Source organism: Undibacterium sp. CY21W (genome assembly GCF_014284265.1).
Classification (GTDB): domain Bacteria; phylum Pseudomonadota; class Gammaproteobacteria; order Burkholderiales; family Burkholderiaceae_D; genus Undibacterium; species Undibacterium aquatile.
The window spans coordinates 40,918-56,816 of sequence record NZ_JACOGE010000009.1 but is presented as its reverse complement, the minus strand read 5'-3'; the positions used below and the strand labels follow the sequence as shown (position 1 = coordinate 56,816).

12 protein-coding genes are annotated in these 15,899 nt (G+C 51.3%); 5 read left to right on the top strand and 7 right to left on the bottom strand.

Translation table 11 applies throughout. The features are described 5' to 3' along the window. The first annotated feature begins 524 nt into the window (after nucleotides 1-524). On the top strand, nucleotides 525-1,025 hold the full coding sequence (locus H8K29_RS17130; protein WP_186898559.1) for a hypothetical protein: 501 nt from the start codon (nucleotides 525-527) through the stop codon (nucleotides 1,023-1,025). Nucleotides 1,026-1,451: 426 nt separating this feature from the next. On the opposite strand, the gene H8K29_RS17125 is transcribed toward H8K29_RS17130, so the two are convergent. Beyond that, nucleotides 1,452-4,862: a S41 family peptidase gene (locus H8K29_RS17125; RefSeq protein ID WP_186898558.1), complete on the bottom strand. Its 3,411-nt coding sequence runs from the start codon at nucleotides 4,860-4,862 to the stop codon at nucleotides 1,452-1,454. A gap of 259 nt (nucleotides 4,863-5,121) precedes the next feature. Between H8K29_RS17125 and H8K29_RS17120 the strand changes: the two genes are divergently transcribed. Then, nucleotides 5,122-6,900 carry a glycoside hydrolase family 44 protein gene (locus tag H8K29_RS17120; RefSeq protein ID WP_186898557.1) on the top strand — a complete coding sequence of 593 codons (1,779 nt, stop codon included), beginning with the start codon at nucleotides 5,122-5,124 and terminating at the stop codon, nucleotides 6,898-6,900. 239 nt (nucleotides 6,901-7,139) lie between these two features. On the opposite strand, the gene H8K29_RS17115 is transcribed toward H8K29_RS17120, so the two are convergent. Together H8K29_RS17115 and H8K29_RS17110 are read right to left on the bottom strand one after the other, a co-directional pair. Then, nucleotides 7,140-8,330, bottom strand: a complete 1,191-nt coding sequence (locus H8K29_RS17115; RefSeq protein WP_186898556.1) for an acetylornithine transaminase — start codon at nucleotides 8,328-8,330, stop codon at nucleotides 7,140-7,142. Between the two features lie 387 nt (nucleotides 8,331-8,717). Beyond that, complete coding sequence (locus tag H8K29_RS17110) at nucleotides 8,718-9,743, bottom strand: CDP-6-deoxy-delta-3,4-glucoseen reductase (RefSeq protein WP_186898555.1); 1,026 nt, start codon at nucleotides 9,741-9,743, stop codon at nucleotides 8,718-8,720. A 12-nt stretch (nucleotides 9,744-9,755) separates the two neighbouring features. On the opposite strand from H8K29_RS17110, the gene H8K29_RS17105 reads away from it, so the two are divergent. Beyond that, a complete protein-coding gene (locus H8K29_RS17105; RefSeq protein WP_186898554.1) occupies nucleotides 9,756-10,643 on the top strand; it encodes an SDR family oxidoreductase in 888 nt (295 codons plus the stop codon). Nucleotides 10,644-10,654: 11 nt separating this feature from the next. Here H8K29_RS17105 and H8K29_RS17100 read toward each other — a convergent pair whose 3' ends face one another. The 3 genes from H8K29_RS17100 to H8K29_RS17090 all read right to left on the bottom strand — a co-directional run bounded on the left by H8K29_RS17100 (nucleotide 10,655) and on the right by H8K29_RS17090 (nucleotide 13,958). Further along, a complete protein-coding gene (locus H8K29_RS17100; RefSeq protein ID WP_186898553.1) occupies nucleotides 10,655-12,436 on the bottom strand; it encodes a GspE/PulE family protein in 1,782 nt (593 codons plus the stop codon). A 128-nt stretch (nucleotides 12,437-12,564) separates the two neighbouring features. Further along, nucleotides 12,565-13,383, bottom strand: coding sequence for a methyltransferase domain-containing protein (locus H8K29_RS17095; protein WP_186898552.1), 819 nt, complete (start codon nucleotides 13,381-13,383; stop codon nucleotides 12,565-12,567). Nucleotides 13,384-13,484: 101 nt separating this feature from the next. Beyond that, nucleotides 13,485-13,958, bottom strand: a complete 474-nt coding sequence (locus H8K29_RS17090; RefSeq protein ID WP_186898614.1) for a DNA-deoxyinosine glycosylase — start codon at nucleotides 13,956-13,958, stop codon at nucleotides 13,485-13,487. A 260-nt stretch (nucleotides 13,959-14,218) separates the two neighbouring features. On the opposite strand from H8K29_RS17090, the gene H8K29_RS17085 reads away from it, so the two are divergent. Further along, the gene (locus H8K29_RS17085) at nucleotides 14,219-14,668 is read left to right on the top strand and encodes a glycine zipper 2TM domain-containing protein (RefSeq protein WP_186885934.1); all 450 of its coding nucleotides are present in this window, start codon (nucleotides 14,219-14,221) and stop codon (nucleotides 14,666-14,668) included. Nucleotides 14,669-14,922: 254 nt separating this feature from the next. Then, the gene (locus tag H8K29_RS17080) at nucleotides 14,923-15,429 is read left to right on the top strand and encodes a DUF3016 domain-containing protein (protein WP_186898551.1); all 507 of its coding nucleotides are present in this window, start codon (nucleotides 14,923-14,925) and stop codon (nucleotides 15,427-15,429) included. A 151-nt stretch (nucleotides 15,430-15,580) separates the two neighbouring features. Here the strand turns inward: H8K29_RS17080 and H8K29_RS17075 are convergent, their stop codons facing one another. Further along, nucleotides 15,581-15,898 carry a DUF2149 domain-containing protein gene (locus tag H8K29_RS17075; RefSeq protein WP_200182040.1) on the bottom strand — a complete coding sequence of 106 codons (318 nt, stop codon included), beginning with the start codon at nucleotides 15,896-15,898 and terminating at the stop codon, nucleotides 15,581-15,583. Nucleotide 15,899 lies beyond the last annotated feature (1 nt).

The window sequence follows — 15,899 nt, the reverse complement described above, 5'->3', positions numbered from 1 at the left end:
AAGAGAAAAATACAGTCAGTCTAGGATGCGTCATACGCACCATATCAGGTAATGTTGATGTTCGTTGGCTGGCAGTAAGCACTCTCCGCATAAGATGCGTCATCATCATGTGCGTCGTCGCCAGATTTCAGGCTGAGAGGCGACTGAACAGGTGAGTGCATTTGATTGATGTGACTGGTGCGTATGACGCACCCTACGGAGTACGCACGCTACGCTTGCTGTATTCCAGCGAGCCCAATGCGTTTGGATAAACCAGAAAAGACACCATTGATATCCAAGCTCCAGTCGAACCTGCAACCATTATCAAACTTTAACCAACCAAAACTGATCGTTCTACCATCTACTACAATCTTGTAGACAGAGGTAAAGTTGGACCAAGTTTTACTTGATCCTTTATCATAGCGGAGCGATCGTATAAAAAATACTTGAAAGTTAGATACAAATGATTAGATTTGCTCTTCTGCTCTTCTGCTCTTCTGCTCTTTGCTGCCACAATGCAACCAGTTTTCGCACAGACCAGCTTCATGGGTATCCCACTGGACTCGCCATTTCCAGGGGAGATAACGGAATGCCCGAAGATGGTCGGTTTCCATATGGTGGATAGAAATCGCCTCAAAGAAGTTGGAACATGCTATTTCATGGAGAACGTGGATAAACCGAACAACTTCACCATTTCGAATGGTCCAGACCTCGGCATTGGTCACGTGATGACGATTGAGACTTATGAAGAAATGCCCATCTTTTTCAAATTTAGCTTTAACAAGGCAAAGTATGATCAAGCAGTAGATATCTTCGTCACGCGCTACGGCAAGCCACAGAAAGTCTATCGCGAGACAGTTCGGACCCTTGCTGGCGCAGCTTTTGACTCAAGGACGAATATTTGGGATGGTGCAAAGCTGAGCATCCAACTGGATGAAATAGGTAAAAATGTTCAATGGGCTGATGCAACAATCATCAACGTCCCTGTGTTCAATGGCATGAAGAAGAAAAAGGAAGAGGCAAAAGCGGCAGCTGAAAAACTATAAGATGGCAGAAATTAATGTGCGTCAAAACAGTCTATTGGGCTATCGATGAAGAAGGGGTTTGGTAGATGGGAGTTGTTCATGATTTTAGAGTCGCTTGGACTCGTCGACGTCCAAATTTTCTATACGCATACTAGCTGCAATTGTGTGGAGGGTATTTCAGCAAGCGTAGGATGCGTCATACGCACCAATCAGGTAACGTTGATGTTCGTCGGCTGGCAGTAAGCCGCCCCGCATAAGATGCGTCATCATCATGTGCGACGTCGCCAGATTTCAGACTGAGTGGCGAATGAACAGGTGAGTGCATTTGATTGATGAAGGGGGGGCGTATGACGCACCCTACTGGGTACGCACGCTACGCTTGCTGCAACCTCAAAAAAAGCCCGGTCATTAACCTGACCGGGCTTGATGCTTTGAATGACAGCGGGTTTACTTCAGCGGTGGAATCGCTTGCGGCACCAGTTTTTTGACGGGTTGTTCGCGCAGTTTATCGGTCAGCATTTGCAAGGCTTTTTCGAGTTGCTGATCTTGTCCGTTGAAGGTTGCATGCGGCATGTTGTCGACTTCCACATCCGGCGTGACGCCGACGCCTTCAACCAGCCATTGCCCATCCATGCCGAACTGTGCATTTTCTGCGGCGCGTATCATGCCGTTATCCGCCAGGCTGTTGCCATCGGACAGCCAGACACCGGCACCAGCCGTGCGTTTGCCAACCAGTGGCCCGAGTTTCAGCGCTTTCACACCTGCTGCGAAAGTCTCGCCGTCAGAGTAGGTCAGCTCATCCACCAGCACCACCAGATGACCACGGAAAGTCTGTTGCATATTGGTGTAAGGCTGGTTGTTGCCGCGCGACCAGAACGCCCAGGTTTTACGCAATAATTTTTCTATGATCCAGCTGTCGATATTGCCACCGCGATTACGGCGCACGTCGATGATCAAGCCGTCACGATTGAAATTGCTGTAGAACTCGCGTGCAAACGCATTGATGTCTTGCGCACCCATGGCCCGCAGATGCAGGTAACCTATCTTACCTTTCGACGCTTCATAAACGCGTGCGCTGCGGCTTTGTTCCCAATCGCTGTAACGCAGATTCGCATGTTTCGTCATGCTGACAGGCGTGACGATAACATTGTGCGCCGCCTGATTTGCACGTTTTACCTGCAGCAAGACTTGCTTGTCGGCCTGATTCAGCAGCAGATCGGCAATATCACGCGCTTCCATGACCGGCTTGCCGTTGACGCTCAGAATGACATCGCCTTCTTTGACATCGACATCGGGTTGCGCCAGAGGGCTGCGCTCTGTTGGTAACTCTGGTTCGCTGCGATAAATATGCTCGATCTTGTAACCGTCTTTGCTGCGCGCTAACACTGCGCCCAGCGTTGCCGGTGCACCTTCGGCAGCAGCTTTGCGTATATCACCGGGACGGAATTGCGAATGCAGCGCACCGACTTCGCTGACCATTTGCGCCAGCACATCATTCAATTCATTGCGGTCAGTGACACGCTCGACCAAAGGCGCATATTTGTCGCGCATTTTTTTCCAGTCCACGCCACGCATGTTGTCATCGTACAGAAAATCTCTGTGCATACGCCAGGCATCACCGAACATCTGGCGCCATTCCTGACGCGGGTCGGAAGTGAAGCTCCAGTCATTGATGCTGACTTTCGCCTTGCTGATATCGTTGGGTGCTTTCGCACCCGCTTCGACGATCACAAAATCACTGGCACCGTTACTGGTAGCGGTTTTGTAATACACATGTTTTTTGTCGGCGGATAAATCAAACTGACGGATTCCGCTGACGAATACTTCTGGTTGCACCGGGTTTTTGCTGATGGCGAGTGTCTTCAGAGTGCCGCGTCCTTCGTGGCCTTCTGATTCAACGAAATACAGACGCTTATCGTCAATCGCTAAGCCGCCGTAATTACCGGCAGCCAGCGGCACCTGATACAAGCGTTCGCTGAGCCCCGCATATTCTATGGCGGGTAAAGCTGCTTTGCTGGCTTTGGTGTCGGCTGATTTGGCATCCGTATCCGGTGATTTCTCTGCCGTTTTTTCGTTTGCTTTTTCAGCGTTTTTTTCTGCTGGTTTTGCGTCGGCTTTGTTGTTGGGCTTGCTTAACTCATCGTCCGCTTTAAACGGGAAGCGATTTTTTGCCTGCAAGGCGAGGGCGTAAATGCCGGTGCGCTTGTCAAAGCTGGGGCCAAGATTGCGGTCACCCCAGGGTGAACGATTGCCGACCTCGAAGTGGCGTTCAGATAAGAAATACAGCCACTTGCCGTCGGTGGAAAATACCGGCGTATGCGATTCATAGCGGTCGCCTGTGACGAAGTGCAGTTGTTTGCTGGCGAATGAATACAAACCGATTTGTTCGCGACCGCTGCTGCTATCCGGGCGGACTATCGCCAGCGTTTTACTGTCCGGTGCCCAGACGATATCGCCGTAGCGATCAAAGGCTGCTTTGCTGCCATCATCAATGATGGTGTTGGCTTTCGTTGCCAGATCCAGCAGCCAGACACGGCCACGTTTATCGGTATGCGCGAGTGATTTTCCATCCGGTGACGGATAGATATTGAGCCTGTGTACATCGCCATTGTGGGTCAGCATTTCTGCCTTACCTATGCCGTTGGCAGGATATTTCCAGATTTCATTTTCACCGGAGCTGTCGACAATCACATACACGCTTTGGTCATCGTGCGAGAACACGGCAGCGCGGGCGCGGGCATTCTCGGGAATCGCTAAATCGACACGACGTTGGCGGTCAGTGCCAGCAATGCTGACATGGCCGCGTGCAGTGAAAATCAGACGCTCGCTTTTGCTGGCGATTTCGGTATCGCTCAGATATTCCAGCGGTGTGCGGATCAGGCGTTTTCTTTGCTGATCAAAATCCGATGTCAGATCGATCGCCAGTGTGCTGTCGGCTTTGCTGGCAAGGTTCAACACATGCAGATCGGCGCCGAGCTGATAGACGATGTTGCCGTCACCGATGGCGGCGTTTCTGACATCCCATTCTTTATGCGTCGTCAGTTGTTGTGGATTACTGCCGTCGGCGTTGGCTGTCCAGATATTGAATGCGCCGTCGCGGTCACTGATGAAATACAGGCGACCCTGATACCACATCGGCCGCTTGTTATTGCTGCTGTCGCTGGCAAACAGATTGACGGCTTCGGCTTTGCTTTGCAAGTCATAGCGCCACAATTGTGCGGTCGCGCCGCCACGGTAATGTTTGGCATTGTCATTGGTCATTTGCAGACCGAAACGCGTGAAGTACAGATAACGGCCACTGTCATCGAGTGCCGCTTCATTCGCATCAGCAACCGGGAACACGCGGCGCAATTGTGTTTTCGGATCAATCGCTGCAATGACTCTGTGCGCGTTTGGCCCGGTGCTGTTGAGTGTGCTGACTAATACCTCGCCCTGTGCCGTCCAGCCGAGCACATTCACGACATCATTTTCAAATGTCAGACGCTGTGGCAAACCACCGTTGACCGGCATGACATAGGCTTCAGTTGCCCCTTCGTAGGCGGCGGAAAACGCCAGCCATAGCCCATCACGTGAAATCGCCGGCAGGGTTTCTGCGGCCGGATGCGTGGTCAGCCGTTGCGCCTGTCCGCCGCGCAGGCCGACTTTCCATAAGTCGCCTTCTGCAGTAAAGACGACGGTATCTGCGCGTATGCCGGGAAAACGGTAATACGCCGGTGCAGCCGTCGCCGCCGGCAGAATACTGACTAGCGTCAGTCCAAGCGCGAGACTGAGAGCGAGGTTGAGAGGCTGCCGTTTGCTCAATTTGCGCGGCAGAACAGACGAAGGTAAGTAGCGGGTGACACCAGCGGGTAGTTTCATGTGAAAGATCTTTAACTTAATTGATTGAAATTATTTATTGAAATTACTTATTGCAAAGAAAGCTGGTAAGAAAAACAAATCTCCTCTTTTTTCCTACAAAAAATCATAAAAAGTGTTACCGAAGTGTAAGTTTTGTTGATGTCGGGCAACTATCCATTTATAACATCGGCAGAGCAACATTTGTTTCCTTACACGTTGGCCGATCTGCCTTACGTGACCATCAACGCGCAATTAGTTTAGTTATCCGGCGGAGAGAGCCATGAGACCAGTCAACTTCATCAAAGTTCTTGCAATCCTCAGTATTTCGACAGAAATGTCATTAGCGATGGCGCAGAACGTCACTTTCAGCATTAACACTCAGGCCGAACGCAAAACCATCAGCTCGCTGATTTACGGCTTCAATGCCTACGCCGACGGTTCTGGCCGTACTGGCTGGGATGCGCATGGCGGCAAAGCGAATCTGGATAGTCTGAATCTGACTTCGCGTCGCCTCGGTGGCAATAATATGACCAGCTATAACTGGGAAAACGGTGTCAGCAATTCCGGCGCCGACTGGTGCCATTCGTCAAATGCCGGTGTGACATACGCGACTGGTGCGGGTGAGCCTTCCACCACCAACGGTCTGGCGTATTACGCACCGGGGGCCGGGATTAAAGCATTCCACGATCAGTCGCTGGCGCTGGGCACGTTCTCTTTGCTGCAATTGCCTGCTGCGGGCAAGCTGCCGAAAGACATCGTCAATCTGTACCCGCCATCGACCTGCAAAGGTTATGACTTATGGCAAAGCACCGCCGGGCCATCGAATGTCGATGTCAGCCGCTGGCTTGATATTGTGAATGACAAACCTGCGGCAGCAGGCAGCCTGAGTCTGGCACCATCGCTGAGCGACAATGTGGTGTATATCGACGAAGAGCTAAATTTCCTCGTCAAAAAATATGGCAAGGCATCTTCCACCAAAGGTGTCAAAGGCTATGAGCTGGATAATGAGCCCGATCTGTGGCATGTGTGGCCATCCAGCCAGGGCGCTGGCACGCACGAAAATCTGTATCCGAAGCTGACCACGATCAGCGATGTCATGCAAAAGAATCTGGCACTGGCCAAAACGGTGAAGCGCATGGATAGTTCCGCGCAAACCTTTGGCCCGGCACTGAGCGGTTATCTCGGTTTATTCAGTTTGTGGGCAGTCTGGGATGGTTCGCAATCGCATCAGCCAGCGGACTGGAATCAGTATTATGCGGAGCCGTATCTCAGCAAAAATACCGGTGACCGCTATCGCTACAACGGCATGACGTTTGCCAACGTGTATCTGGATACGATGCGCAAAGCGTCGGCATCGGCGGGCAAGCGTTTGCTGGATGCTTTCTCGTTTCATTACTATTCACAGGCGTCGTATGATCCGGCCAATCGCGTGCAGGCAGCGCGCAGTCTGTGGGATAGCAGCTACGTCGAACCAAGCTGGATCACGCAAGGCGGCAACGGCTTTACCGATGGTCGCGGCCTGGAAATTCTGCCCAAGCTCAAGCAGTCGATTGCCGATTTTTATCCCGGCACCAAACTCGCCGTGACCGAATATGATTTTGGTGGCAGAGATGATGTGAGTGGTGCGATTGCGCAGGCCGATGCGCTCGGCGCTTTTGGTCAGCAGGGCGTGCATCTGGCAACGTATTTCGGTGATGTCGAAGCCTATATCGCCGCCGGATTTAAAATTTTCCGCAATTACGATGGCAATAAATCGGTGTTTCCCGAAGTCTCAGTCAAAGCGGTCTCGACGAATAACGGCAACGGCACCGTGTATGCGGCAGTCAGTGCCGCCGCGCCGGATACCGTGCATCTGATTGCGATCAACCGCCTCAGCACACCGCTGAATGCCAGTTTGCAAATCGCCCATCCGGTGGCGCTGAACTCTGTGCAGGCGTGGGGTGTGGATGCGAGCAGTCAGGCCGTGACCATGCGTGCGGGTCTGAGTGCGATCAAGCAAAATCAGTTCAGTTACACCTTGCCAGCGTGGTCGGTCATGCACTTTGTGGTGAAGCCATAATCTGACAAATTATCGCTGGCACTGAAAAATTGCCGGAAAGTGCAGGAAAATGCGCAAATAATACTCCCCGGGAGTATGTTGTAAGCCCCTTTGTTTATGCTGAGATAAAGGCGAAAACAATAAAAACAGGGGGGAGTATGCTGAAATTCGTCAAAATACAGGCAAACAATAAGGAAACAGACGTTAAAAAAAGCAGCCGTGGCTGCTTTTTTTATAGGCAGAACTTTGACGTTCAGCGCTTATTTTTTGATTTGCTTCAGCACTTCGCGCAACATCGCCAGCATCTGATCGAGTTCTTCTTTCGTCACGTTCAGCGCAGGCATGAAACGCAGCAGATCAGGGCGCGGTGAATTCAGCAACAAACCGACTGGTTCCATATTCCGCGCCGTTTCAACGATTTGTGCGCCGATGTTGTCGCCGAGTTTCAGCGCGCGCAGCAAGCCTTCACCGCGTTCGCCTTGCAGGCCGAATTCATCCGACAGTTTCACTAATTCTGCGCTCAGATATGCGGCTTTTTCTTTGACCTCATCGAGGAAGCCCGGCTTGGTCAATTCCTTCAGCACGGCGATACCAACGGCCGTCATCAATGGCGCGCCGTTGTAGGTACCGCCCTGATCGCCCGGCACGAAGCAGGCTACCGCTTCGCGGCACAGCAAGGCGCCGAGCGGCACGCCGCCACCGATGCCTTTCGCCAGCGTCATGATGTCAGGCTCGATACCGGACAATTGATAGCCGAACAATTCACCAGTACGCCCCATGCCGGTCTGTACTTCGTCAACGATCAGCAGGATGCCGTGTTTTTGCGTCAGTGCGCGCAGTTGCTGCATAAATTCGCGCGTGGCCGGCAACACGCCGCCTTCGCCTTGTACCGGTTCCAGCATCACTGCAACGGTTTTGTCGCTGATCAGTTTTTCAACCGAAGCGATATCGTTCAGATCTGCTTTCGGGAACCCGGTGACTTGCGGTGCAAATATTTTGTCCCAGCCCGGTTTGCCGGAGGCTGACATGGTTGCCAGCGTGCGGCCGTGGAAACTGTGATCAAAGGTGATGATTTCAAATGCGCCGTTCTTATTCAACTGTCCCCATTTGCGCGCCAGTTTGATTGCGCCTTCATTCGCTTCGGCACCGCTGTTCGTAAAGAACACGCGGTCAAAACAGGATTGCTCGGTCAGACGCGAAGCCAGTTCTATCATCGGCGCGTTGTAGAAAGCAGGAGATGGATTCAGCAGCTTTTTCGACTGCGCGACCAGCGCATCGTGGATTACAGCCGGGCTGTGGCCGAGGCAATTGACCGCCCAGCCTTGCAGGTAATCGAGATAGCGTTTGCCATTGTTATCCGTCAGCCACATGCCGCTGCCTTCCGTAAAGACGATTTCCGGGCGCGGTGTGATGTACATCAGAGCGTTAACGTTGTACTGGCTGAATTCCATTTCAAGACTCCTAAAGTCGACAAAGCAGGGGTAAAAAAAGAGTAGTAGAGACTAATATCGGGTGCTGAATAACAAAAAAGCCACAGGAGTTGCCTGTGGCTTGATACTTGTGGTGCCGCTCATCTACCGCGCACGCTCACTCGTACATAGTCCCAGGCCCGAAGAACGAGCTGCGACGTCGTGCGATATTTGGTGAGGACATGTCGGTAAAAATTTTCATAAAGCGGATAGTAGGACTTTTTGCGCACTGCGTCAAAATAAATTTATGCAGTGCGCTGAAAAAAAACGGGATGCTCAACTCACGCGCGCGCAGACGATGAGCAATTGATTAACAGCGCACAAGCACTTCGTTTTTCGCATGCATGAACATGCTCTGTCCTTTCCATGTTAATTCACCAGATCGGCTTCGGATGTGAACGAATCGGCGTAGAACTCATCCGCCGGTAACTGGCATTGCGCGACAAAATCGCGTTTGGCGGAATCCACCATCACCGGTGCACCGCAGGCATACACCTGATAGCCGGATAAATCAGTATGATCGGCCATCACCGCCTGATGAACGAAGCCAGTGCGACCCTGCCACTGATCTTCGGCCTGTGCATCGGAAATCACCGGGACATAACGGAAGCCGGGTAATTGCGTTGCCCATTCCTGGCATAACTTATCCATGTAGAGATCTGCCGGACGACGGCCACCCCAGTACAGCGCGACAGGGCGCGTGGATTTGGTGTGGATCAATTGTTCGACCAGTGCTTTGATCGGCGCAAAGCCGGTACCGGAGGCGAGCAGAATAATCGGTTTGTCGCTGTCTTCACGCAGATAAAACGTACCTTGCGGACCTTCAAAACGCAGAATGTCACGCTCTTTCAAGGTCGAGAAAACCTGATCGGTAAATAAGCCGCCCGGCATGTGGCGGATATGCAGGGTAATGTGTTCCGCATCGTGCGGCGCATTGGCCATACTGTAGCTGCGGCGTTTGCCATCGCGCAGTAAAAATTCTATGTACTGACCAGCGCGGTAATTCAGTTTTTCATTGGCTGGCAATTGCAAGGCAAGCAGCATCACGTCATCGGATAATTTTTCCAGTTTCGCGATGCGGGTCGGCATTTTTTTGACCGGATATTCATCGTTGGCGACCAGTTCACGCGCTTCTATGGTCAGATCGCTTTGTGGTTTTGCGCAGCAGAACAGCGACATGCCTTGTGCTGCTTCGTCCGCAGTCAGCGCGCGTTGCTGATGATTGCCATGCACGACAGTGCCGTCAGTGACTTTGCCTTTGCAGGAACCGCAGGCTCCATTTTTACAACCGTAAGGCAGAATGACGCCCGCGCGCAAAGCGGCGGATAATACGGTTTCATCTGCATCGCAGCTAAATTGACGACCGCTGGGGGTCACGGTTACTTGAAAAGTCATACAATCCTGAGCATGAAAAAACAGTTAAAAAAAATAGCTAAGCCGCGCTTACTGATTATTGGTTGTGGCGATGTCGGTATGCGTCTGCTGCCATTATTGCGCGCGCATTTCCGTATTTTCGCTGTCACCAGTCAGCCTGCGCGTTGCGCAGAGCTGCGTGCAGCGGGGGCGGTACCGGTGGTCGCTGATCTGGATCAGCCGCATACTCTGGCGCGCTTGTCCGGGCTGGCGCAGCGTATCGTGCATCTGGCTCCACCGCGATCTGACGGCATTACAGATATCCGCAGCCAGAATTTGAGCGCCATTTTACCCGACAAGAGCCGTCTTGTTTATGTCAGCACGACCGGCGTGTATGGCGATTGCGCTGGCGCAAAGTTTGATGAAACACGCACGGTCAACCCTCAAAATGCGCGTGCCATGCGACGCGTGGCGGCAGAACAGTGCCTGCGACGCTGGGCGAAACGCAGCCAGTCCACCTTAACCATTCTGCGGGTGCCGGGGATTTATGCGGCGGATCGCTTGCCGGTGGAACGTCTGCAAAAAGGCACGCCAGCATTGATCGCCAGCGATGATGTTTACACGAATCATATTCATGCTGACGATCTGGCGCGGCTGATCCGGCTGGCCTTATTCCGTGGTTTGCCGCAGCGCGTGTATCACGCGGTGGACGACAGCGATATCCGGATGGGGGATTATTTTGATCTGGTGGCTGACGCGTTTCAGTTGCCGCGCCCGCCACGTCTGCCTCGTGCTGAATTACAGAAACAAGTATCGCCCATGCTGCTGTCATTCATGTCGGAATCCCGCCGCCTCGAGAATCAGCGTATTAAACATGAGCTGGGCGCACGCTTGCTGTATCCGCGGGTGCGCGATGGCATTTTTGCCGCAGTCAACAGTTGACGAGAATAGTTTTATATCAGCGATGAGGTGACTTTCAGAATTTCATCGGCGGTCGTCAGACCTTCGACAATTTTGTAAGCACCGGCAATGCGCAAGGGCTTCATCTCATCCTTGATACTCTGCGCACGTAAGGCATGAATATCGGCGTTTTCCGTGATCAGCTTACTGAATGGCAAAGTCACGGTCAGCAACTCATATAGGCCGGTACGCCCCAGAAAACCGGTCTGGCGGCATTCCGGGCAGCCGACAGGGCGATAGACTGTCTGTGGTTTTGGGATGCCCCAGTCTTCGACCAGCGTTTCCCAGATGGCATCCTGAATTTCGCCATCAGCGACTTTGCAATGGACGCACAAGGTACGCACCAGACGTTGCGCCAGAATGCCGATTATCGTTGCCTCCAGCAGATAATACGGAACACCGAGTTCCAGCAGCCGCATGATCGCGGATGGCGCATCATTGGTGTGCAGCGTCGACAGCACCAGATGGCCGGTCAGTGCAGCCTGCACCGCCATTTCTGCGGTTTCCAAGTCGCGTATCTCACCGACCATAATGATGTCAGGATCTTGCCGCATCAGTGCGCGTATGCCATCGGCGAAGTTCAGATCTATCGATGATTGCACCTGCATCTGATTAAACGAAGCTTCCACCATTTCTATCGGATCTTCGACAGTACAGACATTCACATCTGACGTTGCCAGCGCTTTCAGTGTGGTGTACAGCGTCGTGGTTTTTCCTGAACCGGTCGGCCCGGTGACGAGAATGATGCCGTGTGGCTTTTTGGTCAGATTGTCCCAGCGTTTCGCGTCGTTCAATGGGAAACCTAATTCCGGCAGCGTCTTGACCACGACATCCGGGTCAAAAATACGCATCACCATTTTTTCACCGAACACGGTCGGTAGCGTTGATAAACGCAACTCGACTTCCTGCCCATCGGCGGTACGGGTTTTAATACGACCATCTTGCGGGCGCCGCTTTTCAATCACGTCGATACGACCAAGCAATTTGATCCGCGCGATCATCGCGATCATCACTGTGGCCGGCACCTGATACACCTGATGCAGCACGCCATCAATACGGAAGCGGATCACCGCCATATCACGCTTCGGTTCGAGATGTATATCCGAGGCACGCTGATCAAACGCAAATTGCCATAACCAGTCTACAATATTGATGATGTGCTGATCATTCGCATCGACTTGTTTATTCGACTTACCAAGTTCAACCAGTTGCTCGAAGTTTTGTCGCAAACCCAGGTCGTTACTGCTGGATTTACGCGCATCTTTAATCGATTTCGCCAGCGAAAAAAACTGCACGATGTATTGTGAAATTTCCAGTGGATTCGCGAGTACCAGACGTATTTCTTTACGCGAAATGCGCGCGATTTCATCTTGCCATTCCGAGTTATACGGATCAGTCGTGGCAACAACGACCGTGTTGGCATTCGATTCGACAGGCAAAATATTAAAGCGTGTCGCATACGTCGATGACATCACATCTGAGACGGTGGTGAAATCAATTTTTAAAGGATCTATCCGGTAAAACGGCAGGTGCACTTTTGCCGCTGCCCATTCGGTCAGCCAGTCCAGCGTCAGCAGTGCATGCGGTGTCTTTGCTGAAAGCAGTTTACATTGCGCGGTTGCCGTCAACGGGTGCATGGTGGATGGCCCGTTTTTCAGGATACCTTGCGCCTCATTGTATTTTGCTTTGGCCTCGTCTTTGAGGATCAGGCCATCAGCCATCAACCAGGTGAAAATTTGTTGCAGATCTAAGCGGCGCGGGGCTTTTTGGTTCATTTTCTCTGGCTGACGTTGTAGTTGTAGTGGGCGAATAGCGGATGAACGTTAACTGTTTTTTTTAGCTGCTTTGTTATCTGCTTTTATCTTAAAAATCTTGCCTGAAATGACTCGTCTGTAATGTGAAATTATTCCGGATCACTCGCTGCTTTGAGACCGTTAACCCAGGATTTCGTCGGCAACTTGGTCGCCGCCTTGATCTCATTGGCCCGTTCATATAATGCAGCAAAATCAAATTGTTGTTTGTGTTTGAAAGCGATCGCAACGACGTTGCCATCATGCACTTCCGGCAGGCATAAGACTTCGGCAAAAGCAAAGCGCAGGGCTTTCAGATTGCGCGCATAACTTGGGTGGTCGCCGAATAAATTGACGGTCAGTATGCCGTTGTCTTTGAGGCAGGCAGCGCATGACTGATAAAACTCTGCCGTATCCAGTACAGGTCCTTTGGCGGTCGCATCGTACAGATCCACCTGCAGCGCGTCGACGGTATCGAGATTGTTTTCATCGTTAACAAAATCGAGCGCATCCATTTCTATGACATTCAATCTGTCGTCATTGGCAGGCAATTTGAACATGCTCTCGCAAATCGCGATGACAGAAGGGTTCAGCTCAACGGCGGTAACACGTGCGCTCTCGAACTGACGATAACTGAATTTAGTCAGCGCACCAGTTCCCAGACCAAGCTGAACGATGTGTTGCGGTTCAGGTATGAACAACATCCAGATCATCATTTGTTGCGCGTATTCGAGCTCGATCGCATCCGGTTTGCGCAAGCGCATTGCGCCTTGTACCCATTCGGTACCGAAATGTAAAAAACGCACACCGTCGAGTTCTGACAAAGTCACAGGCGCGAATTTAGGTTTGCGTGGAGATTTTTTAACGGCCGCAGCCTTGGGGCCGGAGCGATGATTGGCTTCGGCTTCGATGGATTTACGTTTGATTAGCATAGCGCTATTTTACCTTTTGCTTTTGTATCTAAAACAGAATTCATGTAAAAGTTTGTCGCTCAATGTGACAGCAACGATAAATAAAATCGGGCGACATCGATTCAGTTGAGAATCTGTTGCCATTCGTGTGATTTTTCTGCAAACGAGCGCATCGCATTGGCCGGCGAAGAAGAGGGTAGCACCAGCGTCTGATAGCCTTGCGCCTGAAACCAGCTTTGTATTTTTGCTGCCGTTTTGCCATTAAAACAAACCCGTCTGAGCTGCGGATAGTCGCGCCGCAATGTGGCAAAATCATTTAACTGCCCTTCGCGTATTGCTGCATCCAGGCTGCCCTGACGCACGCAATGACGGAAAATATCCCACAATCCTATCCCATGTGCTAACAGCAGTTCCAGTTTTTGCGGGTACTCACAAACGACCAGATCTTGTTGCAACACTACCGATAACAATCGCCAGAACTGATTGTGGCGAAACGCATAATATTGTTGGGCATCTAGCGAGGCTTGCCCCGGAAAACTCCCCAGAATCAGGGTGTGGGTTGCCTCATCGATAACTGGGGGAAATCCCGATAAAATTATTTGACTCATTTGTTGTTTTGTTCGTTCTTGCAGTAACAAGCGCTGAAATTCGTGCTTTTGCTGCTTATTTTTAGTGATCTTCGCTCTGTTTGTGCTTCGGTCAGCAAACATTATGATGCATGGCTATACTATTGTGTATGCCACTCGGTACCACAGACACAAACGCCGCCAGAGAAACTTTTCATCTGTCGTGCAGTCTGAACATTACCGAGTGTGATCATAGTTGTATTGATGTTTCGATGAATAAGGAGATCGCAATGAAAAAAGTCTTGATACTGACTGCTGTGGCGCTGCTGAGCGCTTGTGCGCAACCGAATAACTCCGGCAGCGTCTATCGCGCCAGCCAGACGCAGAATGAGCAAAGTGTACGCATGGGTTATGTGGAATCGGTACGCGAAGTGACCATCGATAAAGGGCAGACCGGTGTCGGCACGGCAGCGGGCGCGGCGCTTGGCGGCATTGCTGCCGGTTCCAGTATCGGCGGCGGTAACGGCTCGATAGCGGCTGGTATAGTCGGCGCGGTAGCGGGCGGTCTGATCGGTCAGAAAATCGAGCAGAGCAATAGCCAGAAGCGCGGCCTCGAAATTACGGTCAGGCTTGACAGCGGCGAGTTCAGAGCTATTACGCAAGACGCCGACGAGCTGTTCCGCGTCGGCGAAAGAGTGCGCCTGCTGTCGAATGGACGCACGACGCGTGTGACGCATTGATCCGTGTAGAGAATGTCTAGCTGAAACGTCGAAAACAGCTGAGAAATCAGCTCGCACAGCAGCTCGCAAAACAGCCAGATTCGCTGGCTGTTTTGCATTAGCAGTGCACAAAGAACACATGCATCCTTTGACTTCCGCTGTTGCAGAGGAATGGGAAAAGTGTATATTTTGTACATGGCGACGCATTTCACCGGCGAACGCTGAATAAAGCGAAGATGACGATCTGCTGCTTGATTTGATTCAGGAGAAAAGTGATGAAAAAGATTAGTCTGGCTCTGCTTATAGCGAGCGCATTGACATCCCCTGTGTATGCGGGCGAAGTCAGTATCACCTGGCAAACGCCGGAAAAATATACGGATATACGCCCATCCAGCGAAACCCGCGAGGCATTTCAGGAACGCGTGGCGAAAGAGCTGGGTGAGGTTTTTGTCGATCTGGCGAAAAAATTACCGGATGACGTGAAGTGGGCTATTACGGTCACCGATGTCGATCTCGCTGGTGATGTCCACCCGATGATGCGTGGTACTGCGAATGATATTCGTATCATCAAAGAAATTTATTGGCCGCGCATGTCGCTCAGTTATCGCATGACCGATGGTAAGGGCGCGACAATAGCGGAAGGGCAGGAAGACATCAAAGACATGAATTTTATGATGGGAATGCATATTCCATCCGGCCACACCAGCTTTGAATATGAAGAAAAAATGCTGCAGGACTGGTTCAGAAAACAGCAGCGGGATAAGAAATTTCCGACGAAGTGATCATTGATTTTTTTCTGCAAAAAGGGAAGTGTTTCACTGAAAACACTTCCCTTTTTTTATACATGAATTACTTTTTCAATGCCAAAGTGCAATAGACCATTTGTTATTGAAATAGTGTGATTTTGGTTTCGCTGCCGGATATCTATTGGTTTTATTGTTTGTCTTCCGGAATATAAACGATAGAGCCGTCTTTCATGCGGTAGGCGGTGCCTGCTTTGGCTCCTTCGCCCTGGCCGATAGCGCCGCTGGATTTATAGTGTTCTATTGTTTTGCCTTTTTTAATCATCATTTCCATGTTTGGCTTTCCTGGATCCGTGATGATAGTGACATCCTGTTTGCTGAATGCGTTTAACAGCGGATTCTGCGCGACTGTAATAAGTAGTGCAGCAATAATGACCAGAAATATATCGATAATATTGACCACGGAGAGAATAGGATCATCGCTCTCAGGTTCATGTAATAGCTTCAGG

Excerpts from the sequence above, each read along its gene's own strand:
- H8K29_RS17130 (WP_186898559.1), top strand. The coding sequence starts at position 525 with ATGGGTATCCCACTGGACTCGCCATTTCCAGGGGAGATAACGGAATGC.
- H8K29_RS17125 (WP_186898558.1), bottom strand. The coding sequence starts at position 4,862 with ATGAAACTACCCGCTGGTGTCACCCGCTACTTACCTTCGTCTGTTCTG.
- H8K29_RS17120 (WP_186898557.1), top strand. The coding sequence starts at position 5,122 with ATGAGACCAGTCAACTTCATCAAAGTTCTTGCAATCCTCAGTATTTCG.
- H8K29_RS17115 (WP_186898556.1), bottom strand. The coding sequence starts at position 8,330 with ATGGAATTCAGCCAGTACAACGTTAACGCTCTGATGTACATCACACCG.
- H8K29_RS17110 (WP_186898555.1), bottom strand. The coding sequence starts at position 9,743 with ATGACTTTTCAAGTAACCGTGACCCCCAGCGGTCGTCAATTTAGCTGC.
- H8K29_RS17105 (WP_186898554.1), top strand. The coding sequence starts at position 9,756 with ATGAAAAAACAGTTAAAAAAAATAGCTAAGCCGCGCTTACTGATTATT.
- H8K29_RS17100 (WP_186898553.1), bottom strand. The coding sequence starts at position 12,436 with ATGAACCAAAAAGCCCCGCGCCGCTTAGATCTGCAACAAATTTTCACC.
- H8K29_RS17095 (WP_186898552.1), bottom strand. The coding sequence starts at position 13,383 with ATGCTAATCAAACGTAAATCCATCGAAGCCGAAGCCAATCATCGCTCC.
- H8K29_RS17085 (WP_186885934.1), top strand. The coding sequence starts at position 14,219 with ATGAAAAAAGTCTTGATACTGACTGCTGTGGCGCTGCTGAGCGCTTGT.
- H8K29_RS17080 (WP_186898551.1), top strand. The coding sequence starts at position 14,923 with ATGAAAAAGATTAGTCTGGCTCTGCTTATAGCGAGCGCATTGACATCC.